General features: G+C 70.8%; 22 protein-coding genes and 1 tRNA gene. 10 read left to right on the plus strand and 13 right to left on the minus strand.

The window, feature by feature from the left end; translation table 11 throughout:
- Nucleotides 1–2: 2 nt before the first annotated feature.
- The 5 genes from FH610_RS35750 to FH610_RS35770 all read right to left on the minus strand — a co-directional run bounded on the left by FH610_RS35750 (nt 3) and on the right by FH610_RS35770 (nt 3,858).
- Complete coding sequence (locus FH610_RS35750) at nt 3–557, minus strand: MauE/DoxX family redox-associated membrane protein (protein ID WP_139579658.1); 555 nt, start codon at nt 555–557, stop codon at nt 3–5.
- Nucleotides 558–732: 175 nt separating this feature from the next.
- Nucleotides 733–930 carry a hypothetical protein gene (locus FH610_RS35755; RefSeq protein WP_041952886.1) on the minus strand — a complete coding sequence of 66 codons (198 nt, stop codon included), beginning with the start codon at nt 928–930 and terminating at the stop codon, nt 733–735.
- Between the two features lie 284 nt (nt 931–1,214).
- Nucleotides 1,215–2,771, minus strand: a complete 1,557-nt coding sequence (locus FH610_RS35760; RefSeq protein ID WP_139579659.1) for a multicopper oxidase family protein — start codon at nt 2,769–2,771, stop codon at nt 1,215–1,217.
- Between the two features lie 10 nt (nt 2,772–2,781).
- Entirely contained in the window at nt 2,782–3,252 is a 471-nt protein-coding gene (locus FH610_RS43070) for a hypothetical protein (RefSeq protein WP_161628156.1), read from the minus strand.
- 168 nt (nt 3,253–3,420) lie between these two features.
- The gene (locus FH610_RS35770) at nt 3,421–3,858 is read right to left on the minus strand and encodes a hypothetical protein (RefSeq protein WP_231532205.1); all 438 of its coding nucleotides are present in this window, start codon (nt 3,856–3,858) and stop codon (nt 3,421–3,423) included.
- Between the two features lie 224 nt (nt 3,859–4,082).
- On the opposite strand from FH610_RS35770, the gene FH610_RS35775 reads away from it, so the two are divergent.
- The 7 genes from FH610_RS35775 to serS all read left to right on the plus strand — a co-directional run bounded on the left by FH610_RS35775 (nt 4,083) and on the right by serS (nt 12,856).
- Entirely contained in the window at nt 4,083–4,433 is a 351-nt protein-coding gene (locus FH610_RS35775) for an STAS domain-containing protein (RefSeq protein WP_030511009.1), read from the plus strand.
- Between the two features lie 13 nt (nt 4,434–4,446).
- Nucleotides 4,447–5,184 (plus strand): glycosyltransferase family 2 protein, encoded by a 738-nt coding sequence (locus tag FH610_RS35780; RefSeq protein ID WP_205826313.1) that lies wholly within the window; start codon nt 4,447–4,449, stop codon nt 5,182–5,184.
- 99 nt (nt 5,185–5,283) lie between these two features.
- Nucleotides 5,284–6,744, plus strand: a complete 1,461-nt coding sequence (gene mptB, locus FH610_RS35785; RefSeq protein WP_240809394.1) for a polyprenol phosphomannose-dependent alpha 1,6 mannosyltransferase MptB — start codon at nt 5,284–5,286, stop codon at nt 6,742–6,744.
- Nucleotides 6,745–8,847: 2,103 nt separating this feature from the next.
- Entirely contained in the window at nt 8,848–10,101 is a 1,254-nt protein-coding gene (locus FH610_RS35790; RefSeq protein WP_139579662.1) for a glycosyltransferase 87 family protein, read from the plus strand.
- A 22-nt stretch (nt 10,102–10,123) separates the two neighbouring features.
- Nucleotides 10,124–10,543 carry a DUF4446 family protein gene (locus tag FH610_RS35795; RefSeq protein ID WP_139579663.1) on the plus strand — a complete coding sequence of 140 codons (420 nt, stop codon included), beginning with the start codon at nt 10,124–10,126 and terminating at the stop codon, nt 10,541–10,543.
- 88 nt (nt 10,544–10,631) lie between these two features.
- Nucleotides 10,632–11,552 carry a prephenate dehydratase gene (gene pheA / locus FH610_RS35800; RefSeq protein ID WP_139579664.1) on the plus strand — a complete coding sequence of 307 codons (921 nt, stop codon included), beginning with the start codon at nt 10,632–10,634 and terminating at the stop codon, nt 11,550–11,552.
- 38 nt (nt 11,553–11,590) lie between these two features.
- The gene (gene serS, locus FH610_RS35805) at nt 11,591–12,856 is read left to right on the plus strand and encodes a serine--tRNA ligase (RefSeq protein ID WP_139579665.1); all 1,266 of its coding nucleotides are present in this window, start codon (nt 11,591–11,593) and stop codon (nt 12,854–12,856) included.
- 349 nt (nt 12,857–13,205) lie between these two features.
- Here the strand turns inward: serS and FH610_RS35810 are convergent, their stop codons facing one another.
- The gene (locus tag FH610_RS35810; RefSeq protein ID WP_041952879.1) at nt 13,206–13,409 is read right to left on the minus strand and encodes a cold-shock protein; all 204 of its coding nucleotides are present in this window, start codon (nt 13,407–13,409) and stop codon (nt 13,206–13,208) included.
- 240 nt (nt 13,410–13,649) lie between these two features.
- On the opposite strand from FH610_RS35810, the gene FH610_RS35815 reads away from it, so the two are divergent.
- Entirely contained in the window at nt 13,650–14,447 is a 798-nt protein-coding gene (locus tag FH610_RS35815) for an HAD family hydrolase (RefSeq protein ID WP_139579666.1), read from the plus strand.
- 19 nt (nt 14,448–14,466) lie between these two features.
- On the opposite strand, the gene FH610_RS35820 is transcribed toward FH610_RS35815, so the two are convergent.
- Both FH610_RS35820 and FH610_RS35825 read right to left on the minus strand, forming a co-directional pair.
- Entirely contained in the window at nt 14,467–14,994 is a 528-nt protein-coding gene (locus tag FH610_RS35820) for a bacterial proteasome activator family protein (RefSeq protein ID WP_041952877.1), read from the minus strand.
- A gap of 58 nt (nt 14,995–15,052) precedes the next feature.
- Complete coding sequence (locus FH610_RS35825; protein WP_139579667.1) at nt 15,053–16,015, minus strand: NAD(P)H-quinone oxidoreductase; 963 nt, start codon at nt 16,013–16,015, stop codon at nt 15,053–15,055.
- Nucleotides 16,016–16,201: 186 nt separating this feature from the next.
- Between FH610_RS35825 and FH610_RS35830 the strand changes: the two genes are divergently transcribed.
- Both FH610_RS35830 and FH610_RS35835 read left to right on the plus strand, forming a co-directional pair.
- Nucleotides 16,202–18,610, plus strand: coding sequence for a MinD/ParA family ATP-binding protein (locus FH610_RS35830; RefSeq protein ID WP_139579668.1), 2,409 nt, complete (start codon nt 16,202–16,204; stop codon nt 18,608–18,610).
- 99 nt (nt 18,611–18,709) lie between these two features.
- A tRNA-Ser gene (locus FH610_RS35835) sits at nt 18,710–18,798 on the plus strand.
- A gap of 1,601 nt (nt 18,799–20,399) precedes the next feature.
- Here the strand turns inward: FH610_RS35835 and FH610_RS35840 are convergent.
- The 5 genes from FH610_RS35840 to FH610_RS35855 all read right to left on the minus strand — a co-directional run bounded on the left by FH610_RS35840 (nt 20,400) and on the right by FH610_RS35855 (nt 23,974).
- Nucleotides 20,400–21,785, minus strand: coding sequence for a tyrosine-type recombinase/integrase (locus FH610_RS35840; RefSeq protein ID WP_139579669.1), 1,386 nt, complete (start codon nt 21,783–21,785; stop codon nt 20,400–20,402).
- Nucleotides 21,782–21,973 (minus strand): helix-turn-helix transcriptional regulator, encoded by a 192-nt coding sequence (locus tag FH610_RS35845; RefSeq protein WP_139579670.1) that lies wholly within the window; start codon nt 21,971–21,973, stop codon nt 21,782–21,784. Before FH610_RS35845 ends, FH610_RS35840 begins: the two co-directional genes overlap by 4 nt.
- Nucleotides 21,970–23,361: a replication initiator gene (locus tag FH610_RS35850; protein ID WP_139579671.1), complete on the minus strand. Its 1,392-nt coding sequence runs from the start codon at nt 23,359–23,361 to the stop codon at nt 21,970–21,972. Before FH610_RS35850 ends, FH610_RS35845 begins: the two co-directional genes overlap by 4 nt.
- Nucleotides 23,362–23,458: 97 nt before the next feature.
- Complete coding sequence (locus FH610_RS43075; protein WP_161628157.1) at nt 23,459–23,599, minus strand: hypothetical protein; 141 nt, start codon at nt 23,597–23,599, stop codon at nt 23,459–23,461.
- A 21-nt stretch (nt 23,600–23,620) separates the two neighbouring features.
- Nucleotides 23,621–23,974 (minus strand): hypothetical protein, encoded by a 354-nt coding sequence (locus tag FH610_RS35855; RefSeq protein WP_139579672.1) that lies wholly within the window; start codon nt 23,972–23,974, stop codon nt 23,621–23,623.
- Nucleotides 23,975–24,117: the final 143 nt, after the last annotated feature.

A 24,117-nucleotide genomic window follows, 5' to 3' on the forward strand; every position in this document is an offset into this window, starting at 1 on the left:
CGCTACCTGCTCTCCCGGGCGAGCCCGAACAGGTCGGCGATCTCTCCCGTCAGCACGACCAGGACCGTCACCAGGAGCGCGGCCAGGGCCGCGACCGCCGCTCCCGCGAACTCGGCCGGCCCGCGTACGGGAACGAGGACCGTCAGCGCCAGGCCGGTGAGGGCGATCAGCCCGAGGAGGGCGTTGCGGGCGAGGTCGGCGGGCCCGACCGGAAGCTTCCTGCCGCCGAAACAGTGGCAGGGGACCGCGAGCCCCCTGCGGATCGCGGCGTGGATGACGAAGGAGAACGCCGCCAGCGCGGCCAGCGCCACCGCGAAGCCGGCGGACGCCGTGGCCGGGACGGTCATCAGCACGACGACGGCCCCCTCCGCGACGGCCACCACGGTCGCGAGCGCGTGGCGCCGCTCCGCTCGCAGGGCCCCCGTATGAGCGGGAAGCAGCCGCGCCGTGGCGTCGGCGAACCGCAGCCACGACTCCCGCCCGCGCAGCTTCGACGCGAGTGAGACCAGGAACGTCAGCCCGATGGCCATCCGGCAGGCGAGGAGCAGGTAGTTCATGGATTCCCCCTTCGGCTCGGACTCCGCCGCGCACCACACGTGATCGCCGAGAGGTGACCCGGCGGCAGGGACCGGACGGGCGCGCCGCCGACCTCGCCCGCAACACCCTCCTCGGGCCGGATCGGCCGAGGCCGCGCGCGGGCGTCGCCCGCGCGTGACCCGCCGCGCCGGAACCTCAGCAGGCCTGGCTGTAGCAGTAGTAGCCGTAGTTGCCGCCGTAGCAGCACACCTGCCGTACGCCGTTGTTGCAGGGGCAGTTCGGGCCGGCCTGGCTGTAGCCCGGGCACCAGCACGGCACGGCGGCCGACGCCTCGGTCCTCGGCACCAGGCGGGCCAGCAGGCGGTCGCCCCAGGACTGGAACGTGCGAACCATGCGAGACTCCTCCCTTCGCGGGCTGATCATGCGAGCAGCCGTCCTCACGTTCTCATCGCGGCGACGGAGATCAACCGATGAGACGTCGCGATGTGGTCCGGTGGCTCTCGCAGTCAGGGATCCCGGCGCGGTGACATGCGGGGCGCCGCCCGCACCGGAACCCGATCCGGCGCGGGTGACATCGCCTGTCATGAAAGGTTCACGGCCGCAGGCCGGACCGTTCCACATCACGAGACCAGGTCGTGGTGTGGGGCGGCCTTCGCGGGGCTCGCCTCGGCCGGGAGTCACTCCGGCTCGTTCCCGGCCGTCCCGCCCACGGTGAAGGGCGTGGTGACTCCCTCGTACATGAGGTGGGCGACGAGACCCTCCGTGGCGTGCGGCAGGTTGTGGCAGTGGTCCATCCAGATGCCCGGGTTGTCGGCGACGAAGGCGATGTCGTACGACTCGCCGGTGCCGACTTCGAGCGAGTCCACCCACCAGGGGCCGCCCGTCGCGCGCACGCCGTCGCGGCTCAGCACCACCGCGTGGTGGCCGTGCAGGTGCATCGGGTGCGGCTCGCCGCTGTCGTTGACGATGCGCACCCGCACCACGTCGCCCTCCGCGACGACGAACATCGGCACGTCGGGGAACATGTGGCCGTTGATCGTCCACCAGATCCCCGGACGTCCGTCGAGGAAGCCAGGGCGGCGCCCGATCTCGTAGTCGAACCGCCGATCGGGCCGGTCCGGGTCGAACCCGAGCGGCGCCGGCGTGCCGTAGTGGAGCAGGTCCAGCGAGGTCGCGGGCCGGGGGACGGCGGGCACGTCGTACGACCGCGAACCGAGCACGACGCCGGCCGGGCCGCCGACGTGCACCCGCACCGGCGAGCCGTCCTCGGGCATCGTCACCTCGATGTCGGCGCGGCCTCCCGCCGTGACCGTCACGGCGGTGTCCCGTACCGGAGCGGGGTCGTGCAGGTCGGTGCCGTCGACGGCGGCGAGCCGGAACGGGGCGCCGCCGACCCATATGGGCGTCTGGCCGTTCTCCGTGTTGATCACCCGCACGCGCACCCGTTCGCCGGGGCGCGCCTCGGTGCGGACGTCTCCCTCACGCCCGTTGATCGTGCGGGCTCCGTCGTAGAGGTGCAGCAGCGCCACGACGTCGGCCGTGCCCGCGGGCGGTCGCGCCGCCGGGGTCACCACCAGGGCGCCCAGCAGACCGCGGCGCACCTGCTCGTGGGACACCTGGTGGGAGTGGTACCAGAAGGTGCCGGCCTGGCCGGCGACGAAACGATAGGTGAACGACCGGCCCACGCCGACCGCGTCCTGGGTGACACCGGCGACCCCGTCCGCGGCGTTGGGCACGTCGACGCCGTGCCAGTGCAGCGTGATGCCGTCCGGCACCGACTCGTTGACCAGGCGGACCTGCACCAACTGCCCGACGGTCGCGTGGATGACCGGGCCGGGCGAGGTGCCGTTCAGCGTGTACCCGTCCACCGGGCGGCCGGTGGCCAGCCGGAACCGCTGCCTGCGCGCGACCAGGGTGATCGAGACGTCGGCCGCGTGGTCCGGATCGGCCGTCAGCGAGGTCAGGCTGCGCGCCGACGCCGTGTGCGCCGAGTGCCCGCTGTGTTCCGGCTGCCCGCTCTGCTCCGAGTGCATGTGCTCCGAGTGCGCGGAGGTGTCGGCGGCCATGTGGGTGAGGGCGCCGCCGTAGTCCGCGTACCCCATGTCCATGACGGAGTACGCCCCGGGCATGAGACTGTCCTGCCACATCCAGGCCAGCGGGCCGAGCAGGGCGATGGTCGCGGCGCCCGCCAGGGCGAGCCGGAGGCGGGCGCCGCGACGGCGAGTCGCGTCCATGCGAGATGTCTCAGACGGCGGTCTCGACACGGGCGTGGGGCTGGGCGGTCGCGCCCGCCGCCGCCCCGCGGCCGCGAAGCGCGGCGTGGACGGCCGCGCTGAACAGCAGCAGCGCGTTGAGGCCGTGCAGGGCGCCCAGGGCGGGGATCTGGTGGCCGAGGAGGCCCAGGGAGACCTGGACGGCGACGAGCAGGACCACGAGGACGGCCCCCTTGACCGCTCCGGGGACCTTCGCGAAGAACGAGGAGATCAGCAGGAGCAGGGCGATCACGGGGATGACCATCATCCCGTTGATGCCGTGGACCATGAAGGCGAAGAACTCGGGGAAGTCCATCCCTCCGCTCTCCGCGCTCGCCTTGTCGATCACGCCGCCCTGCTCGACGTACTTGAACAGCCCGGCGTCGCCGAGCACGACCATCATCGCCTGCACGGCGACCTCGGCCGCGACGAGTGAGGCCAGGACCTTGTAGACCAGTTTCATGACGCTCTTCCCCTCCTGTGTCGGCCGGCGCACGTCTGCGCGCGCCGGCCCTTACACAGAGGAAGGTAGGGACGCCTCCATGGAGAACACTTAATGATGACTTGTAACTCTTGGCGTCGCCGGACCCCGGCACGAGAGCCCAGCTCGGCGCGGCTCTGGCCGCCCGGGTCACAGGTCGCGCTGGTGCTCCAGTTGGCCGCGCCAGGAGGGGACGTCCGGTGCGGCCTCCCGCTGGCGCGGGGTGAACGCCTCCGCCATGGCCCGGAACGTGGGGCACGGCCAGCGCCACATACAGCTCCGGCACCGCAGGATCGGGTTGGCCGGGTCGCTCGAGATGCCGCCCGCGTCCCTGGGCTGGTGCAGATCGAGCAGCCGGATGCCGAGCTCGGAGAAGCTCAGCAGCTCCTCGCGCGCCTCGGCGAGGAAGTCGAGGTCCTCGGCCGCCAACCGGGCGCTGACCGGGACGTACCCCTCGCGGTTGACCAGGCCGCGCAGCGGCTCGGCCGCGTCGCGCCACGACGAGGCCTTCTCCGTGCGCACCTGGATGGTCTCCAGATGCTCGCGCAGCACGCGCCGCTGTGGATCCTCGGGTATTTCACTGTTCATCTGCTCTCGGGCCCGCTGTGCTCGGCGCCCGCCCTCCTTTGCGAAGTGACGACCAAGACGCGGAGGTTCCGGGCCCTCCATCCGGCGACGCCGGTGTCGCATAGCGTCAAGCTTCGCGCACTCGGCGTTTACGTGGGGCCGGAATCGGGGACAAAGGGCGGACGACTCTTCGACGAATCCGATGGAGCGTGACCCGGGGCCGGGACGACGCTAGTGTGCGCCTCGTGGAGCTCAAAGTCGCGACGCAATCCCACGCCGGTCAGGCCGTCATGGCCGTCTTCGGCGAAATCGACCTATATACCGCGCCCCGGCTGCAGGCGGAGTTCACCCGTCTGCTGGAGACCGGGCCCGATCGGGTGGTCATCGACATGTCCGGAGTGGAGTTCTGCGACTCCACGGGCATGAACGTGCTGCTGTCGGCGCTCAAACGGCTGCGCGAGCGGGGCGGCACGCTGGAGGTGGCGGCGCCGAGACCGGCGGTACGCAAGATTCTCCAGGTCACCGGTCTGGACTCGGTGTTCACCGTGCACGACACGGTGCCCGCCGACCTGCTCACGGCCGAGCATCAGGGCTAGGCGCATGGGGGAGATGGCAGTACCCGAGCCGGACACCGCGGTGGTGATCCCGGCGAAGGACGAGGCCGACCGGATCGGCGCCACCGTGACCGCCGCCCTGAAGCTGCCCGGCGTGGATCTCGTGGTCGTGGTCGACGACGGCTCGTCCGACGAGACCGGCCGGGTGGCCAGGGCGGCGGGCGCCCGGGTCGTACGGCACAGCCGCAACCGGGGCAAGGCGGCGGCGATGGAGAGCGGCGCCGAGGCCGTGCGCCTCCTGGACGAGGACCATCCCCGGCACCTGCTGTTCCTCGACGCCGACCTGGGCGAGACGGCGGCGGCGGCCCTCCCGCTGATCGCGCCGGTGCGCTCGGGCGAGGCCGACATGACCATCGCGAAGTTCGCGACCAGGGTGAAGCTCGGCGGCCACGGCATCGTCGTACGGCTGGCCCGCGACGGCATCAAGCGGCTCACCGGCTGGGAGGCCACCCAGCCGCTCAACGGGCAGCGATGCCTCACCCGGGCGGCGTTCGAGGCGGCCCGGCCGCTCGCCCACGGCTTCGGCGTCGAGACCGGCATGACCGTCGATCTGCTCAGGAAGGGCTTCCGGGTGATCGAGGCCGAGGTCGAGATGTCGCACCGGGCGACCGGCACAGACTGGCGCTCCCAGTTGCACAGGGCCAAGCAGCTCCGCGACGTCGGCCTGGCCCTCGCCGCCCGCGAACCCGCGGTGGACCAGGCGCGCGCCGCCCTCCGCCCGCCGCGCCGCTGAGCCTCAGCGTCGTACGAGTGCCGCGCCCGGAGGCGCGGCCGCTGCCGCCGGGCACGGCGGCCGGCCGGTGACGGCGGGCTGATGTGGTGGAATTCTGAGGTGGATTCGCGGGGGCGCGCACGGATCGCCGCCCGGCTGGCCCCGGCCGCCGGCGGCCTCTCGGTCGTCCTCACGATCACGATCGGCGTCCTCGGGCCGTCCTCGATGGTGCCCGACCTGCCCGGGCGGTCCTGGCAGCCCCCCTACTCGCTCGGTCTCGCACCCGACGGTCATCTCGTCGTCGCGCTGGCCGCCGCGGCGCTCGTCCTCGGCACGGTCGGCCTGGCCGCCGGCCTCGCGTACGCCGACCGGATGCCGCGGGCGCGCACGCTGGTCGTCGCCGGGTGCGCCGCCGCCGCGGTCCTCGCGTTCCTGCCGCCCTCCGGGTCGGCCGACCACCTCAACTACGCGGCGTACGGCCGGATGGCGGCCCTCGGCTACGACCCGTACGCGACCGTGCCCGCCGACCTTCCCGCCGATCCCGTCGTCGGGCGGGTGGAGGAGTGGACCAGGACGCCCAGCGTGTACGGCCCGGTCGCGACGGCCGTACAGGCGCTGGCGAGCCACGTCGGGGGCGAGTCGGTCCGCCTGACGGTCTTCGTGATGGCCCTGGTCAACGCCGCCGCCTTCGTCGCCACCGGCCTGCTGCTCCACCGCGCCACCGCCGGCGATCCCGTAGGGCAGCGCCGCGCGGCTCTGCTGTGGACGGCCAACCCGCTGATCGTCTACGAGCTCGTGGCCGGGATGCACCTCGACACCGTGGCGATCGCGTTCGTCGTGGCCGGGCTGGTCGCCCGCCGGGGCGTGCCGCTCGGCCTGGGCGTCGCGGTCAAGGCCACCGTGGGCCTGGTGGCGCTGGGCACGGCGTGGGAGCTGCGCAGGAGCCCTCGGCGGCTCGCCCTGGTCGCCGGGACGGCGGCGCTGACCGTGCTCGTGGCATACCTGCTCGCCGGGCCCCACTCGCTCGATCAGCTCGTCAACGCCAGCAAGTCGGTCTCGCTCGCCACGCCGTGGAAGCTGGCCCAAAGGGCGCTGCAGGGGGTGTTCGGACCCGGGGCCTACCGGGCCTGGATTCAGGCCGGGTCGCTGCTCCTGCTGGCCGCGCTCGCCGCCCTCCTCCTGCGCGGACGTCCTGCGGCCGGCCGCGAGGGGCCGGTGGTCGCCCTGGCCGTCGCCGTGGCCTGGCTGTTCGCCACGCCGTACGCGCTGCCCTGGTATGACGGGCTGGGGTTCGCGCTGCTGGCCCTGGTCGCCTGGCCGGGCCTGGAGGCGTTCCTGGTCGCCCGGCTCGCCGTGCTCGCGTCGGCCTACCTGCCCGCGCGTCAGGCGGATCAGCCGGACGACCTGGGGTGGCTCGTCGACGTGGTCAGGGGCTGGGTGGCGCCGTCGCTCCTGCTGGCGCTGACGATCGCGCTGCTGTGGTGGGCGGCGTGGTCTGGAGCGCGCGTACGGACGCCGCCAGCGTCAGCGGCACCGCGACCGTCAGGGCCATCGCCGGAATCGCGATCCCCGAGTCGTTGATCAGGAACCCGGTGAACGCCGCGGTCAGCGCGCCGAACAGCCCCGCCCGCAGCTCCGGCGCCCGCTCGTAGGCCAGGCTCAGCGCGGGCGCGCCCCACCGGGACGGCCGGGCCAGCACGAGGAACAGGAACGCCAGCGCGACCACCGACAGCAGCGTCAGCGGGAGATTGCCCAGCGTGTGGAGCATCGCCCCGAGCTTGCGCCCGACGACCGAGCCGCCCTCGCCGCCGATGATCTGCTGGACGAACGCCCCGAGGTGGGTCCGCCGGTCGGCGGGGCGCAGCCAGTCGGCCACCGCGATCAGCATGATGAGCACGACCCCCGCCACGGCGACCAGTCCCAGCCGGAGGACCGACACCCGCCTGCCCGTGACCATCAGCACGCACACCGCCACGCCGAGGACGAACGACGGCACCCCGCCGAAGTCCGCGCCCCAGGTCGGCCAGCCGTCCCCGGCGATAGCAAGCAGGCCGTACGCCACGCAGACGGCCACGGCGAGCCTCGGCCGGCGGCGCAGCGCGCAGGCGACGGCCGCCAGGAGCAGGATCGTGCCCGTCGAGTAGACGGCGAACGCCATGTTGCCGAAGCCGTAGAACCTGCCGCCGGTCACGGGCTCGTAGCCGGCCACCGCGTTCACCTGCAGCCGCGAGCCCGTCACCACGTCGGCGAGGAGCGCGAGCGAGCTGATCCCGGCGACCACGGCGGGCGGCCCCAGCACGTGGCGGCGCCACGGCCCGGCGTACGCGAGCCCGGCCACCAGGACGGCGAAGCCCAGGATCGTGCCGAGCAGGGCGGGCATCGGGTGCGTGAAGCCCCACCACGGCACGAGCTGCGCCAGGAAGATCGACACCGGGAGCGCGCCGCTGACCGTCGCGACGACCCGCGTGGTCGTCAGCATCCGCCGGTGGCGCCTGATCACGAGCGCGGCCAGGCCGTAGAAGAGCAGTTGCGCGGCGACCAGCGTGATGAAGAACGGCTCCCTGACCTCCCTGAGCACCTGGCTCGCCAGGTCGGCGTCGGCGAGCCCGGGGGCCGCCTCGCTGACCGGCGGCGCCGCGCCTCCGCCCGACCACGCCCTGCCGACCGCGCCCTCGGGAGTGGGGAGGCCGAGCAGGTGCGTGACCGTCGTCGTGACGTCGGTGATCGTGACCAGCGCCCGCTGCCGGGTCGAGGCGGCGGTCAGCCACCCGTGCCCGTACGGCCCGCCAGCGGCGATCGCGACGTGCAGGTGGGCGATGGAACCCTCGCCGCGGCCGGGGGAGTCGGACAGCCCCGCCACGAGCACGGTCGAACCGGCGGGCACCTTGGCGAGCACCTCGGCGACGGTCCGGTCGGCCGCGCTCACGGCCGCCCGCCGCGCCTGTCCTCGCCCGTCGTCGGCCGGGTCGTCGGGCTGGGCCCCGGTGATCTCCCCCGCCTCGGCGACCACGAGGGCGTACGGCGTGAGATCGGGCAGCGCGGCGGGTGTCGCGGCATACGTCGCGATCCTGCCGGACCGGTCGGCGGCGGCCAGGGCGGCCCCCGGGCCGATGGCCGCGATCTTTCCCCCGGCGGCGTTCACGGCGTCGGCGAGGAGCCCGAGCCGGGCCTTGAAAGGACTTTCCTGCTGCACGGCGACCAGTTCGGACCAGTTCGGGATCGCCGCCGTGCCGTCGGCGCCGGTGACGGGTTCGGGAAGGGGCCCGCACCCGGTGCCGGGAGCTCCCGCCCGCTGGCCCGCGGAGACCGTCAGCCAGCCGGCGGCCGGACAGGTCACCGGCAGCCCCTCGGGAGGGACCGTCCTCGTGGACAGCGACGCGCTGGAGCCGCGGGCGGCCAGCTCCCACAGCGCGGGGGTCCGCCGCGGGTCGAGGTCGTCCCAGCGGAGGCCGGGCACCCCGATCACCACGACCCGGCCCGTCACCGCTGCGCCCTGCTGTGAAGCCGACGCGGGAGCGGCGGGCAGGACGAGGGCCGCCACGACGAGCACCAGGATCGACGCGAAGAGCCCCGCCGCGGCTCGGGCCGCCGGGCCCGGAGCCGTCGCTGATCCAGGTGGCACTGTCCCGAGCTCCCTCATGATCGATAACGGTGCGGACACGGTCCACGGTAGCCTGCCTGGTCATGACGACTGGCCGGATCGCGGGGGCCCGCCGGCCCGCCTGGGCGTGGGCGCTCGCCCTGGTGGCGCTGGCCGCCGCGGCGTCGCCGCTGATCGCCTACTGGCTGACCAACCCCGAGGACCAGCGTCTGGTGGACCTGGACGTCTACCGTACGGGCGGCTGGGCGCTGCTGCGGGGTCTGCCCGTCTACGACGTGATCACGCCGGCTCCCCAGTTGCTGCCGTTCACATATCCGCCGGTGGCCGCGATGCTGGCGGTGCCGCTCGCCATGATGTCGTGGCCGGTCGCGCAGTGGGTGTGGACGGTCGCCATCGTCGCCGTCCTCGCCGTGACGGTCCGGCACGCCTTCCGGGCCTTCCTGGACGGGGTGCGCGGCGCCCTGGCCGCGCCGCTGCTGTTCGCCGTGCTGTGCGCCGCGTGCACCTATCTCATGCCGATCAGGGATCAGTTCAGGTTCGGCCAGGTCGACCTGTTCCTCCTGGCGTTGTGCCTGCTCGACTGCGTGGCGCGCAGGCCGTGGTGGCCGCGCGGGATGCTGATCGGCCTCGCCACGGCGGTGAAGCTCACCCCCGGCGTGTTCCTCGTCTACCTGGCGATCACCGCCTTCCCCGCCCGGGAGGGGGACACAAGGCAGCGCCGTGCCTTCTTCATGGCGGTGTTCACGGCGGCCCTGCTCACGCTGCTGCCGTTCCTGGTGATCTTCGACGACGCCCGGGACTTCTGGTTCGGGGCGCTGCTCGACTCCGAGCGCCTCGGCGCGAACGCCGCCACCACCAACCAGTCGCTGCGCGGCATGCTGCTCAGGCTCTACCTGCCCGGCTGGCTGACCACGGTGCTCTGGCTCGCCGCCGTCGCAGTGATCGGCTGGTACGGCTTCCGCCGCGCCCGGCGGGCGTACCTGGACGGCGACGTCACGACCGCGGTGGCGCTCACGGGACTGATGGCGGTGCTGTTGTCGCCGGTGGCCTGGATCCACCACATCGCCTGGGTCGTGGTCGTGCTCGCGGCCCTCGCGGGGCCCGGGCGCGACCGGGTCCGGCTGCTGGTCGCGGCGGGCGTGTGGCTCTACTACGTGCTGCCCATCCCGTGGTGGGGCGTGACGCTCAAGGCGCTGGAGATCCCCGTGCTCAGCCCGGTAGCGGGCAAGATCGTGCAGAACGCGTTCGGCCTCGGCGCGATCGGCCTCGTCTGGCTCCTCGGATCCTGGTTGCCCCGGCGGCGGGCCGCTGTCGCCGTTCCCGCTGCGGCCACTTGACCAATTCATTACGCTCGGTGCCGTGCTGGTTACCGTTGTGGAGATGGCCGGTGTCCTGGCGGGGGTGACCGGCGTGGCCGTCGGCCTGATCGCGCTGCGCGCCGCCCGCCGTTCCGTGCGGGTGTGCCTGGACGCCCTGGATCGGCGGGCCGCCGTCGAGGGCCCGGTGGACAGCAGGGCGATCCGCGACGTGGCGTTGTATCGGTACGACGCGCTCGACGAGATGACCGGCAGGCTGTCGTTCTCGCTCGCGCTCATCAACGGCTTCGGCGACGGGGTCGTGCTGACGTCCATCAACGGACGCACCGAGACCCGCACGTACGCCCGTGCCGTACGCGGAGGGAAGGGGCTGCAGCCGATGTCGCCGGAGGAGGAGCACGCCGTGCGGGCCGCCAGGCTCGGCATCGGGCCGGAGGTCGAGCCGCAACGCCTCCCCCGCTGAGCCGGGACGGCGGTGCACGGGCGGAAGCCGGTCGGCGCAGGAGTGTCTCCGCATGCCCGCCACACCTACCTGCGGATACCCTTGGGACATGTCGAAGCTCGCGTACCTGGGGCCTCAGGGCACCTTCTGTGAGGCGGCCCTGCGGCTCCTGGAGCCGGATGCCGAGCGCCTGCCCTGCGCCAACGTCGGAGCCGCGCTCGACGCCGCCCGCAACGGCGAGGCGGACGGCGCGGTGGTCCCGCTGGAGAACTCGGTGGAGGGGGCGATCACCCAGACCCTCGACGAGCTGGCCGGGGGGAGGCCGCTCCACATCACCGGCGAGTGGCTGCTTCCGGTCGAGTTCTCCCTGCTGGTGCGGCCCGGCACCGAGCTGGCCCAGATCAAGCGGATCATCACCCACCCGGCGGCCCACACCCAGTGCCGCGGGTTCATCGAGCGGGAGATGCCCGGCGCCGTCGTGATCGCGGCCTCGTCGACGGCCGCCGCCGCGCAGGAGGTCGCCTCTCCCGAGTCTCCGTACGACGCGGCGATCAGCCCGGCCATCGCCGGGGAGTACTACGGGCTCGACGCGATCGCCTCGGACATCGGCGACCGCTCCGACACCGTCACCCGGTTCATCAAGGTGAACCGCCCCGGGCGGCTGCCCGAGCCGACCGGCGCCGACCGCACCTCGCTCGTGGCCTTCCTGCGCGACGACCACCCGGGCGCGCTGCTGGAGATGCTGAGCGAGTTCGCGGTGCGCGGGGTCAACCTGACCCGCATCGAGTCGCGTCCCACCGGCGACGGCATCGGCCGCTACTTCTTCCACTTCGACTTCGAGGGGCACATCGCCGACGCCCGGGTCGGGGAGGCCGTCGCCGGGCTCCACCGGCTCTGCGACGACCTGCGTTTCCTCGGCAGCTATCCGCGGGCCGACCGGGTTCCGACGCAGATCAAGGAGGGTACGGCCGACGCGGACTTCGCCGAGGCCGCCGAATGGCTCGGAAAGATCCGCGCCGGTCTCGCTTGACGGGCGGGAGCCGCACAGGCTCCGGTAGCCTTTGAGCCGTGATTGACCTGCGAACCCTTCGTGAGGACCCTGACCGGCTCCGGGCGTCGCAGCGCGTCCGCGGCGAGGACGACTCGATCGTGGAGACCCTGCTGTCGCTCGACGAGCGCCGCCGTGCCGCGCTCAACACCTTCGAGTCGCTGCGCGCCGAGCAGAAGAGCATCGGCAAGTCGGTGTCCCGCGCGTCCGGAGACGAGCGCCAGGCGCTGCTCGACCGCGCGAAGGAACTGGCCGCGCAGGTGAAGGCGGCCGAGACCGAGGCCGCCGCGCTGGCGAGCGAGCTCGACGAGCTGCTCATGACCGTCCCGAACATCGTCGAGGAGGGCGCGCCCTCCGGCGGCGAGGACGACTACGTGGTGCTGGAGGAGATCGGCGAGAAGCCCGTCTTCGACTTCGAGCCCCGCGACCACGTCGAGCTGGGCGAACTGCTCGGTGCGATCGACATCGAGCGCGGCGCGAAGGTCTCGGGCGCCCGCTTCTTCTTCCTGAGGGGCGTCGGCGCGCGGCTCCAGCTCGGGCTGCTCAACATGGCGATGCAGCAGGCGATCGAGGCGGGCTTCACGCCGATGATCACCCCTGTGCTCGTGAAGCCCGAGTCGATGCAGGGCACCGGATTCCACGTCGCCCACGACAAGGAGATCTACCGCCTGCCCGAGGACGACCTCTACCTGGTCGGCACCAGCGAGGTGCCGCTGGCGGCCTACCACTCCGACGAGATCCTCGACCGGGCGTCGCTGCCGATGCGGTACGCCGGCTGGTCGTCCTGCTTCCGGCGCGAGGCCGGGTCGTACGGCAAGGACACCCGGGGCATCATCCGGGTCCACCAGTTCGACAAGGTCGAGATGTTCTCCTACTGCCGGCCGGAGGACTCCCACGAGGAGCACCTGCGGCTGCTCGCCTGGGAGAAGGAGATGCTCGAGAAGGTGGAGCTGCCCTACCGCGTCATCGACACGGCGGCGGGCGACCTCGGCACCTCGGCGGCCCGCAAGTACGACTGCGAGGCGTGGATTCCCTCGCAGGGCCGCTACCGCGAGCTCACCTCGACCTCCAACTGCACCGACTTCCAGGCCCGCCGCCTGAAGGTGCGCTACAAGGACGAGGACGGCAAGCCGCACCACGTGGCGACGCTCAACGGCACGCTCGCGACCACCCGCTGGATCGTGGCGATCCTGGAGAACCACCAGCAGGCCGACGGCTCGGTGGTCGTCCCCAAGGCGCTGCGGCCGTACGTGGGGCTCGACGTCCTGGAGCCGCTGTCCCGGTAGATCCACAGGCCCCGATCGAGGACCTCCGGCGTGGTGCCGCCCACCGCGTCCGGAGGTCTTCGTGTCTCACGGTGACGTTCTGTGGCGGGTTGCGGCGGCGGCGCTCGGCTGGCATCGAATGCCTTAGATGTCCGGCAGAAGTGCAATCGGCACCTTTGACGGCAGGGCCCGTCAGATGTGATGTAAATCTCTCGGTTCGGACGGCGTCCGAGTGCGCAGAAGGCCTCCGCGCGTGAAACTTTCATGCGCGCAGGCCTTCCACGGGTCCGCCCCACGCTTACGGCCGGACGCCCCCGGACATGCGAAAGGCGGGGCTCGCCACGGCGAACCCCGCCTTCGTCAGGTCAGGTCAGAGACCACGGACGTTCGACGCCTGCGGACCCTTCGGACCGGCGATGACCTCGAACTCGACCCGCTGGCCGTCCTCCAGGTTGCGGTAGCCGCTGCCCGTGATGGCGGAGAAGTGCACGAACACGTCGGGCTCGCCGCCGTCCGGTGCGATGAAGCCGAAGCCCTTCTCAGCGTTGAACCACTTGACGGTTCCCTGAGCCATTACTGCTCTCCCTAAGGAAGTGAATCTTGGGGACCACACCTCGTGGACCCCGGGTGTGTCGCACAGCTCCCCGGGTGGCTCATACAGTCAAACTGGTTTTCGCTACGGGAACAGCTAATACAACGCCTTCACATCTAACACTATGTAGCCCGTTGGTGTTCCACGTCCGGGGGAGATTTCTCGCCCGAGGTGTGGCCGAGGGCATGGCATGGCCTATCTCGGTGCACACTGGAACCTGTCATGACCTGCCCCCGCCTCGTCGCCACGGACCTCGACGGCACCGCTCTGCGCACCGACGGAACAGTCTCTCCACGTACCGCCGCCGCCTTCGCCCGGGTGGAGGAGGCCGGCGGCACCCTCGTCTTCGTGACCGGGCGGCCGCCCCGGTGGATGCACACCGTCGCGGGAGCCGTACGGCACCGCGGGCTCGCCATCTGCGCGAACGGCGCGCTCGTGTACGACCTCCACACCGAGGAGATCGTCGAGTCGCACCTGATCGACTCCGACGTGCTCGAAGAGTGCGTCGCCCGGCTGCGGCGGCAGGTGCCCGACCTCACGTTCTCGGTGGAGTACGAGGGAGGCTTCGCGCACGAGTCCGACTACGCGCTGGGGCGCTGGGACGCCCGGGAGCTGGCCTATGGGCGGATGGTGGCCATCGCGGCGCTGACGTCCCGTCCGTGCGCCAAGCTGCTCGCGCAGCACCCCTCGATGGACCCCGACGAGTTGCACCGCGGGGTGCTGGAGATCGTCGGCGACATCGTGACCCCGACCCACTCCAGCGGGCGGGCACTGATCGAGATGAGCGCGTTCGGTGTGACGAAGGCCACAGCGCTGGCGACGCTGGCCGAGGAGCGGGGGATCAAGCCCGCGGAGGTGGTCGCGTTCGGCGACATGCCGAACGATCTGCCGATGCTGACCTGGGCCGGCACGTCGTACGCCGTGGCGAACGCCCACGCCGACGTGCTGGCCGCCGTCGATCACGTGACGGCGGCCAACAACGACGACGGTGTGGCGGTCGTGCTCGAAACCCTGTTCTGAGTCGGCGGGTGTCGGGGATCTACAGGTAGGGACCGCCCGCGCGGTGGCCCTGGTCGTCCTGTGCGGCCTGGCCCATGCCGCCGGGGAGTGCGCGGCGCATCTGCTCCAACTGCGCCCGGGCGGCCATCTGCTGGGCGAACAGCGTGGTCTGGATGCCGTGGAAGAGGCCCTCCAGCCAGCCGACGAGCTGGGCGTGCGCGACCCTCAGCTCCGCGTCGCTCGGCGGGGTCGCGCTCTCGTCGCTGAACGGCAGGGACAGCCGTTCCAGCTCCTCGACCAGTTCGGGGGCCAGACCCTCCTCGAGCTCCTTGATGGAGCTCTGGTGGATGTCCTTGAGCCGCTTGCGGCTGGCGTCGTCGAGGGGAGCCGCCCGCACCTCCTCCAACAGCTGGCGGATCATGCTGCCGATCCGCATCACCTTGGCGGGCTGCTCCACCAGGTCGGCGACGGACCGCTCCTCGTGCTCGCCCTTACCGTTGCCGCCGGAGACCGAGAGGCCCTGCGGCCCCACGACCACGATCTGCGGCGTGCTCTCGTCTGCGTTCATCGATCGCTTACAACTCCTGATTCGCCGGGGCACACCGTGCTCACCCCATCAACCTAACTCACCTGACCAGCAGGAGCTTTCCGATGTGTTCACCCTCTTCGAGGGTCCGGTGGGCGCGGGCGGCCTGGTCGAGGGGGATCCGCTCGTGCACCACGGGCCGTACGGCTCCGGCGGCGACGAGCGGCCACACGTTGTCCACCACGCCCCGGCAGATCACGCCCTTGTCGTCGACCGGGCGGTTGCGCAGCCCGGTCGCGTGGACCGAGGCCCGCTTGGCGAGCAGCGTGCCGAGGTCGAGCTCGCCCTTCGCGCCGCCCTGCATGCCGATGACGACCAGACGGCCGCCGGTGGCGAGGGCGCGCAGGTTCCCGGGCAGGTACTTCGCGCCGATGATGTCGAGGATGACGTCGGCCCGGCCCTCGAACCGCTCGGCGAAGTCCTCCTCGCGGTAGTTCACGCCCTCGTCCGCGCCGAGCTCGCGGCAGCGCGCGAGCTTGTCCGCGGAGCCGGCCGTCACGAGCACGCGCGAGCCGTACGCCTTGGCGAGCTGGATCGCCAAGGTGCCGATGCCGCTCGCGCCGCCGTGCACGAGCAGGGTCTCGCCCTTCCGCAGGCGGGCGGTCATGAAGACGTTCGACCACACCGTGCAGGCGACCTCGGGGAGACCGGCGGCCTCGTCCAGCGCGATTCCCTCCGGCGCCGGCATCACCTGCTGCCAGGGGACCGCCACGCGTTCGGCGTATCCGCCGCCGGCCAGCAGGGCGCAGACCCGGTCGCCGGGCGCGAGACGCGGGACGTTCTCGCCGACTTCGACGATCGTCCCGGAGCACTCGAGCCCGGGGATCTCGGAGGCTCCGGGCGGCGGCGGATAGAAGCCGCGGCGCTGGAGCAGGTCCGCCCGGTTGACGGCCGAGGCGGCGACCTCGATGACGACCTCACCTGCGCCGGGACGCGGGTCGGGCACTTCCTGCCAGGCCAAAACCTCAGGTCCGCCGGGTTCGGAAATCACGATCGCACGCATGTGACCTAAAGTAGCGTGGCGGAGAACTCGGCGGTTGCCCGCATTCACCGTATTACGTGGCGCTAATCTGCAATGTGTTTGCTACCCCATTAGCCCAGCCCGAGGGGGTACACGGTGGCGAGACATGATCGTGAGGATCCGCATTCTCTCGAGGACCAGCTGGCATGGCTTGACGCGATCAAGGAAATGCCCGACGAGGTGGAGATAGCGGTCAGCGCGGTCACCTCCGCCACGCTCGCCTCTCCAACGCCGCCGCCCGCCGACCCCGAGCCCGCCTCGCCGTACCCCGCCGACCCCTGGAGCCTCGTCCCGTCCGAGCCCGCCTCCGGCGGCCTGCTCCGCGGCGCGGCCGACAGCGCGGCCGGCTCCGCGTACGGCGCCCCGCCGCAGGAGGACGCGCAGACTTCCGAGTCGTCGTCCACCGGTCCCATCCGCGACCCTCTCTTCGATGCCGACTATTCGAAGAGTTTTGGGTATGAAAGCGGTGAAAAGTCCGAATTTGGGTCCGGCTATGGCACCGACTCGGCCTACGGCGAGACGAACTTCGGCGACACGGCGAACGTGAGTGACACGGCGGCCTTCGGCGATACGACGGCCTTCTTGACCAGGCCCGAGTCCTCGCCTTCCGAGAAGCGTGAGGACGCGCCGCCGGCCGAGTCGCCCACCGCGAGCACCGCGTGGGGCACACCCCCGGAGACGAGGGGTGAGGAGTCCGCCACGTCGACCGGGCCGGTGAGCGCCCCGTCGTTCGGCTCGTCTTTCGGTTCGTCTCCCGGTTCGTCTTTCGAGGCGGCGTCGGAGTCGTCCTTCGGTCAGGCGCCGGACCGGTCTGCGGAGTCGTCCTTTCCGGGATCTTTCGGTGCCTCTTCCGACGCGGGACCGGAGTCTCCCGAGGGGGCCTCGGACGCGACGCCGGAGAGACCGGGCGATGACCAGGAGTCCACAGAGGGCGACGGCCGCCCCACTCCGCCGCCGGGCGGCCTGAGCGGTCCCTCGTCCTTCACCACCCCCCCGCTCGGCGAACAGCCTTTCGGCGGTGGCGCCTTCCCCGGCTCCCCGGCGGACACCGACGCCTACAAGAACATCGGCGCTTTCTCCGGCAGCGAGTCGGCCAAGCCCTTCGTCTCCCCGGCGTCCGGCACGTCGTCCTCGACGAAGGAGCCGTTGCGGGGCTGGCTGGAGCCGGCCGTGCCGGTGCCGGCCGCCCAGCAGGAACCCGACGCTCCCGGCGTCCCCGCCGAGCCGGAGGAGCCGCCCGCGCCACCGGAGATCCCGTCTCCGTTCGCCGCCCCCCGGGCCGAGTCGGTGCCGGACTTCACGGATGACCGCTTCATCGGCTCCCTGCGGGAGGACCTGGCCGCCGAGGAGCGGAAGCCGTACGAGCCGGGTCCGGTCGTGGCGTCGACGCCCCCGCCCGCGCCTGCACCCGTACCTGCACCCGCGCCTGCACCTCAACCCGCACCCGAGCGAGCCTCGACGCCGAGCCCCGCACCGGAGCAGGCGCCGGCCGTGGAACGGGACGCGGTGGCGGAGCGGGAGGCATACCAGCCCCCGCGCCGGCCGGCTCCCGTCTCCGCCTTCAGCTCGCCCGCGCGTACGACGGGGAAGTCGGCCGGGTCCAAGCCGACCGCCGACAGCCTCGATCCGGTCACCCTGCTGAGGGGGCGGCGGAACGCTCCCGCGACGGGCTGGCGGCGGCTGGTCTACAAGGCGTCCGCCGGGCTGATCAAGCCGGGTGAGGCTCCGGAGGTGCGGCGGCGCCGCGAACTCGTGCAGCGCGCCCGCACGCCCGTCGCCACCGGTCACCACCGGGTCGCCGTGCTCAGCCTCAAGGGCGGGGTGGGCAAGACCACGACGACCGTCGGCCTCGGCGCCACGCTCGCGCAGGTGCGCGGCGACCGTGTCATCGCGGTCGACGCCAACCCCGATCGTGGAACGCTCTCCGACAAGGTCGAGCTGGAGACCGCGGCCACCGTACGCGACCTGCTGAACGAGCGCGCGCAGATCAAGCGGTACGTGGACATCCGGGCCTTCACCTCGCAGACGCCCTCGCGGCTGGAGATCCTGGCGTCGGACCGCGACCCGTCGGTGTCGGAGGCGTTCAGCGCCAAGGACTACCACGCGGTGGCGAATGTGCTGGAGAACTTCTACTCCATCTGCATCACCGACTGCGGCACCGGCCTCCTGCACTCCGCCATGTCGGGCGTGCTCGGCATGGCCGACCAGATCGTGCTGGTCAGCTCGCCGTCCGTGGACGGCGCCCGGGCGGCCTCGGCCACGCTGGACTGGCTGGAGGCGCACCACTACGGCGACCTCGTCCGGGCCGCGACCGTGGTGCTGTGCAGCGTACGGCCCCGGTCGAAGTCCACCGTGGATCTCGACAAACTGGAGGCGCACTTCGCCGCCCGCTGCCGCACCGTCGTCCGCGTGCCGTACGACGCCCACTTGGAGGAGGGTGCTGAGATCGACCTGGACCGCCTTCAGCAGGCCACCAGGGACGCCTACCTCCGCCTGGCGGCCTCCGTGGGCGACGGCTTCGCCGGGCCGCACGCGCTGGCCGAGCCCAGGTTCTCGGAGATCCCGGACCACCTGTAGGCGAGACGTGGAAGCGGGATGATCTCTTTCGCGGTCGCGGCCACCAACCCGAGAGTGAGAGACTAGGCTGCTGCGTGGCGCTCCAGCATGGGGCGTCGGGGAGAGCTCGCCTAGTGGACGATGGCGGCGGTCTTGAAAACCGCTAGGCCGGGTGACCGGTCTCGTGGGTTCGAATCCCACGCTCTCCGCTCAACCAGCCAAAACGGCGTCTGACCAGCGGTTTCGCTTGGTTCAGACGCCGTTGATCGTTCCGGCCATGCACAGCCGTACGCCACCCTCAGCAGCCCTCGGCCGCTGTTCACGTTATATCCACGGGATGATCTTGCGGGAGTTTCCCTAGGTTGCCTCGCTCGAGCCGAGGAGGCTGGCGAGGTAGAAGCCGCCTGCATTCCGGGTTCCTGCCGAGATCCGCGACGTGCGACCGGCTGAGGATGCCACTGGCAGGCCTGGTGGACACATTGCCTGGCAGGGATGGTCGGCTAGCGCGCCGCGCGAGGGGGGCAATCACGCATGTCGTGGAACGCCGGCGCGTCGATCCCGGCCGTAGCGCCCAAAAATAACAGAAGGGTAACAGTCCGTCCTTGCTTTCCTGTAACGCGCGCCTGTGGAGGGCCCGTGAATGACCATTCGTGCAGCTCACGCAGCCGCGAGGTGAACAAATAGGTGCTGGAAAAGGCTGGGTGGCGCCGGCGTCTTGAATCCGGCAGCATTTAGGGCATGGCGAGAAACAACCGCAGGGACCGCTACAGCTCTCCTGGGAATCTGGCAAAGGAGAAGCTAGTCCCCTACGTGACCGCTGTCCTAGAGGAACCGGAGATAAAGGAGTACTCCGAAATCTCACCTGACGAAAGCGAAGGATCTTACGAAGGAGCCTGCCTTGGGGCCGCCCTCATTCCCGTACCGCTTGGATGGGGGTTGCTCCACTGCACAGTGCGCGATAAGCGGGGACGTCGCGCAAGGGTAACTCTGGCGACCGATGACTTGACCTACCACCGTGCTTTCATCGGGGCTGCTTCCCTCGAAAGCCGCGGGGAGCGTCTGGATCTAGCGATGGCCCGCTACCCATACATCCGAAGGGGATGGCCGGGCCCCCTGAGGCAGGGCGGGAGTTGGCCCCACGGGGACCATATCCCTTGGAGGCCGACCTATTGCAGCGCGTGCCCTGACATGAACACCGCAAGCCACCTGCATGGTGTGCAGGTAAGTGTCTCGAAGGAGGTCCGCGGAATTTGTGCGGTGTTCTGCGAGGGCGCCAGTGGGGCCAAATGGACCATGCTAGACGATGAACCAGTACAGGTGCTCTCGAAGATCCTGATCCCAAATCCAGACAGTCCGGATTCTAGAGTCGAGTTCCACGTCCCGCCCGGGGCTGCCGTCATGCCGGGATGGCCTCTTCTCGGGGACATTCGGCGCTGTCTCTCCCCTGACTGTGCGTAAATTCGTCCGGCCACGAATCCCTACTGGGATTCGTGGCCACAGGGCAAGGAAGTAGATGTGTCTTCAAATGAAATAGTCCGTCAGTACGGTCTTACAGCCCTACTTGCTCTTCCGGCTGCCGTTTGGTATTTGCGTCAGGCAAAGCAGCTCATGAAGCTTCTCGCTCGTCCAATGCGTTCGTGGTTGCGAGAGGGAGGGCTAGGGCTGTTGCGATGGCTGCTTGCGGAGGAGGTCAGCGGGCACGGCGGCGGGCGGCGGGGTCGTCCTCGGCGGTATTGATCCCGCGCCGATACTGCAAGAAGGTCGTGTAAGTGCTGGCGTCCCGCCCGGGCAGGGCAAGGGCTGCGGCAGTCTACGCAGGACCTCGGCAGGAGTCGAGAGCCTCCTCTATGCGGCTATTGGCGACCTCAGCACCGCCATCGATGCACTTGGCATAGACCCTGAGTAGTACGTCGACACCATGCCCGGCTCGTTCGGCAACTTCGGGAGCGGCTACCCCGGCATTGAGCCAGAGTGAGACGGCCGCGTGCCGGAGGTCGTACGGCCGGGCCGCCAGCGGGGACACGGCCTGTTCCGGCGTCAGCGCCAACGTCCGTGCTTTCTGCCACGCCTCGCAGTACGTCCCGATGGAAATCACGCCGCCCCGAGACGTACGGAACAGGCGCCCGTCATCGTGGACGCCGAACTCGTCGATGTGCTCACGGAGGATCATCACCAGCTCTGCCGGGATCGGGACAGGACGGCCTTCATCCTGTGCGCGGTGCTTCAGTCCGCGGTCGTCGTGTGCCTCACCACTGTCGGTCCATCGCTTGTTCGCCTGAGGCTTGGACTTCGCCAGAACCAGGCGCCCCCACCCCGACTCCGGCAAGTGGCAGTCCTGCACGCGGAGGCCGAGCGCTTCGGCGGGTCTGAGGCCGGCGAAGTAGAGGCAGGCGAAGAAGGCTCGAAGGTGCCGACCACGGTCGAGGCGGCCCGCGTAGGTCACTGCGGTGAGCAGTTCCCGAGCCTGGGCTGGGTTGACTACTACCCGCCGATCCACGACCTCACGGACTTTCGGCGGCTTCCACGCCTTCACCTTGTCGATCGGGTTCGAGGGCAGCTCTTCCAGGTCCACGGCGTACTGGAGGACGTTGTAGAAGACTGAGCGCTTACGCGCGATCGTCGTAGGCGCAGCCGCCCCGCCGTCGAGTCGAAGCGTCAAGGCATCAAGGCCGAGCCGCACGTTTCGAACCTTCGCCAAGTCAGCCACGGCGAGCGAGTGACGTTCGAGCCACGCGACAGTCGCCATAATGCCCGCCGGACGCTCCAGTTGCCGAGATGCTGGGGGAAGAACGTACTGGCGCAACGCTTCCCTCAGGACCATCAGATCCGGCTTGCCAGAAGCGTCCTCGTCGACGAGGGCGGGCGTCACCGTCGCGAGAGCATCAGTCAGGCTGTCCCGGGTTTTCGCCGCAGCGTGCGGCCACTTCATATCGATGTAGGCCAGGACGAAGGCGAACCAGGTGACGGCCTGCTTGACCTTGGCCAGGGAGACGGGAAGCCCCGTTTCCAGGTCGAAGGTCTCACCACGCTTAGACGCTTGACGGAGGTCAGACAGGAAGCTCTCGGCCAGGGCCTTGGTCCGGAAGGCCTTGGACTTCTCCTTGGGGCCTACCTTCCAACGCACGATGTAGGAGGGCGCTTTGCTGGTCCGGTTCGGCCGGATGTCCCAGAGCTTCACGTCGTAGGAGGTGTTCACGCAGCCTCCCGGAGGGCTTCCAGCCAGGCAGCGAGATCGCTCCACCAGACGCGGAGCTCGCCGTTCGGGAGCTTCACACACTTGGGCGCGTGGCCGAGCTCACGCCAGCGATAGAAGGTCCGGCGGGAAACGCCGCCGAGCTCAGCGAGTACCTCAGGCACGGTCAGGAGCCGGTCGTTGCGCGTCATCGGGCGCCATCCCCGACTAGTGACTGCGACGGCAGCGTCGGTGAACCCGTGAGTGCGGCGACGAGGGCGTCACCCGGGGAGTAGCCCTTTCCGGCGTACTCCCATTCGCTGATGACGAGGACGGTGTCCTCCTCGAGGAGGGGCAGGCGGCCGGTGGTGATGTCTTCGTCGCGGGCGTGGTTCTGCCGGTCGGCGCGGATGTCGCCGAGGGTGGTGGAGTAGCGGCGGGATCGGGTGGAGAAGTGGCCGCGGAATCCGAGCATGTGCGCCCAGTGGGTCAGCCGTAGGTCGGCGAGTTCCTCGAAGGTGCCGAGGCGGAGGCATTCGGCGATGAGCCGTCGGGCGTGGTCGTGGACGGGGAGGGCGGTCAGGTCCTCGCTGGGGACGATGCGCCGGTCGATGGTGCCGACGCATTCGGCTGCCTTGGTGGCGTACTTGGCCACGTACCCGGCTACGGCCTGGTCGGTCAGTTCGCCGTCCAAGGTGATCGGGCGGGCGTCGAGCTGAGTGCCCCAGCAGAGCCCCTGTTCCGGGTGGCCGTCGTACGCGGGCACCTTGGCTGTCACGACGGAGGCGGCATGCTCTACGGCTTGGCCGAGGAGGTCGAGCGTGGCCCAGGCCGGGGGCGGGGAGATGGGTCCGGCCGGGCCGTCGAGGCGGATGACGGCGTGGAGGTGGACGACGCCGCGGCGCTGGTACTCAGCCACCTTCGCGAAGGAGACGATGAGCTGGTCGCGCATGTCGCGGAGGGTCAGGCCGCCGAGCTTGGCCAGGTGCCGGCGAAGGGCGTCGGTGAAGCGCTTCCACAGCAGTGGCGCGACCGCGTTGAACAGCACTGAGCCGGTGTAGTCGTAGCAGTCGGGGCACAGCGGCTCGCCGAGGCAGTCATCCTCGGTCCCGTGCCGGGCGGTGCAGGACATGACGCACCCGTGCGGGCAGGTCTCGGCGTCACGGCGCGGATGGCAGGGCAGGATGCTCCCGTTGTGCTGCCTGCGGGTGTGGACCGGGCCGAAGGACGGTGCGGTGAGCGTGACGAACAGGCACGGGTGCGCGGTCACCGACGCGGGGACGCCTTTGCCGCCGACGAGGCCGGCGCGGATGAGGTGGTAGGTGTCGGCGCGGTAGGTCTCGGCGCAGGCCGGGCAGCGGGAGGCGCGGCGGGTTTTGCACGGGACGCGCAGGATGCCGTCGGGTTCGAGGCGGGTGCTGTAGCGGTGCAGCAGGGTCCCGGTGGCTTTGTCCCAGTGTTCGACCTTGCCTCGCAGGTGGATCGGCTGTCGGCAGCCGCCCGTGTGGCGGATCTGGGAGGCGAAGCGGGAACAGTCAGGGTTGTTGAGTCGGGCGATGGCGCCGCGGATGGCGTGCGCGTTGGCGGATGTTACGGGCAAGATGGAGGCCTCCTTTCGCTCGATGGGTGGAGGGATGGCCCCCGACCTGGCGGTTGTCTTGGCGGATGTACGGCCAGGCCGGGGGCGCTGACGGGGTTCAGCAGAAGCCGAGCCCGTCACAGTGGCGGCAGGTCTCGCCGTAGGAGTCGAGACCGCCTCCGCCGCAGTGGCAGCACTGCCACCGCTGAGGCGTGATCGGCACGGGAGTCGCGGGCGGGGCCTGCTCGGTGTCGGGCATGGGCGTCACCTCCTTTCGTGGTCAGGCGGCCTGCGCCGCGTTCTGGTCGGGGACGGGGTCGGGCTGGATGCAGCCTTCGTAGCTGCGGTCGGCCTCGTACTGGGCGCGGCGGGCGGCGAGGATCGCCACGGCCTTGTACTCCACCGGTCCGAAGCGGACCGAAGCGCCGTAGTGGCCGAACTCCTGGTTGACCGGAGCGCCGAGCAGGTCGGCGATGTGGTCGACCTCCGCGCACATGTCGGCATCCGTGGCGCGGTGCGGGAAGTGCAGGACGTTGACCGAGCGTGGGACGGGGACGGCCGGGTTGGCGTCCAGGAAGTCGGCCAGGGCGCGGAGCCCGGCGATGAGGGCGTTCCGGTGGTCGTCGTTGGTCATGTGGTGATCTCCTTCCACTAGGGCGCGTATCGGGTTGTGATCAATCCTTGGGATTTGCCGTTGTGGCCGGGTCTGATCCGGTAGGTCCTCGTGTGTGACGCGGGCCCAGTTGACGGACGAAGAGTGGGAGTTCATCAAGCCGT

The organism is Microbispora catharanthi (genome assembly GCF_006334915.2).
Taxonomy (GTDB): domain Bacteria; phylum Actinomycetota; class Actinomycetes; order Streptosporangiales; family Streptosporangiaceae; genus Microbispora; species Microbispora catharanthi.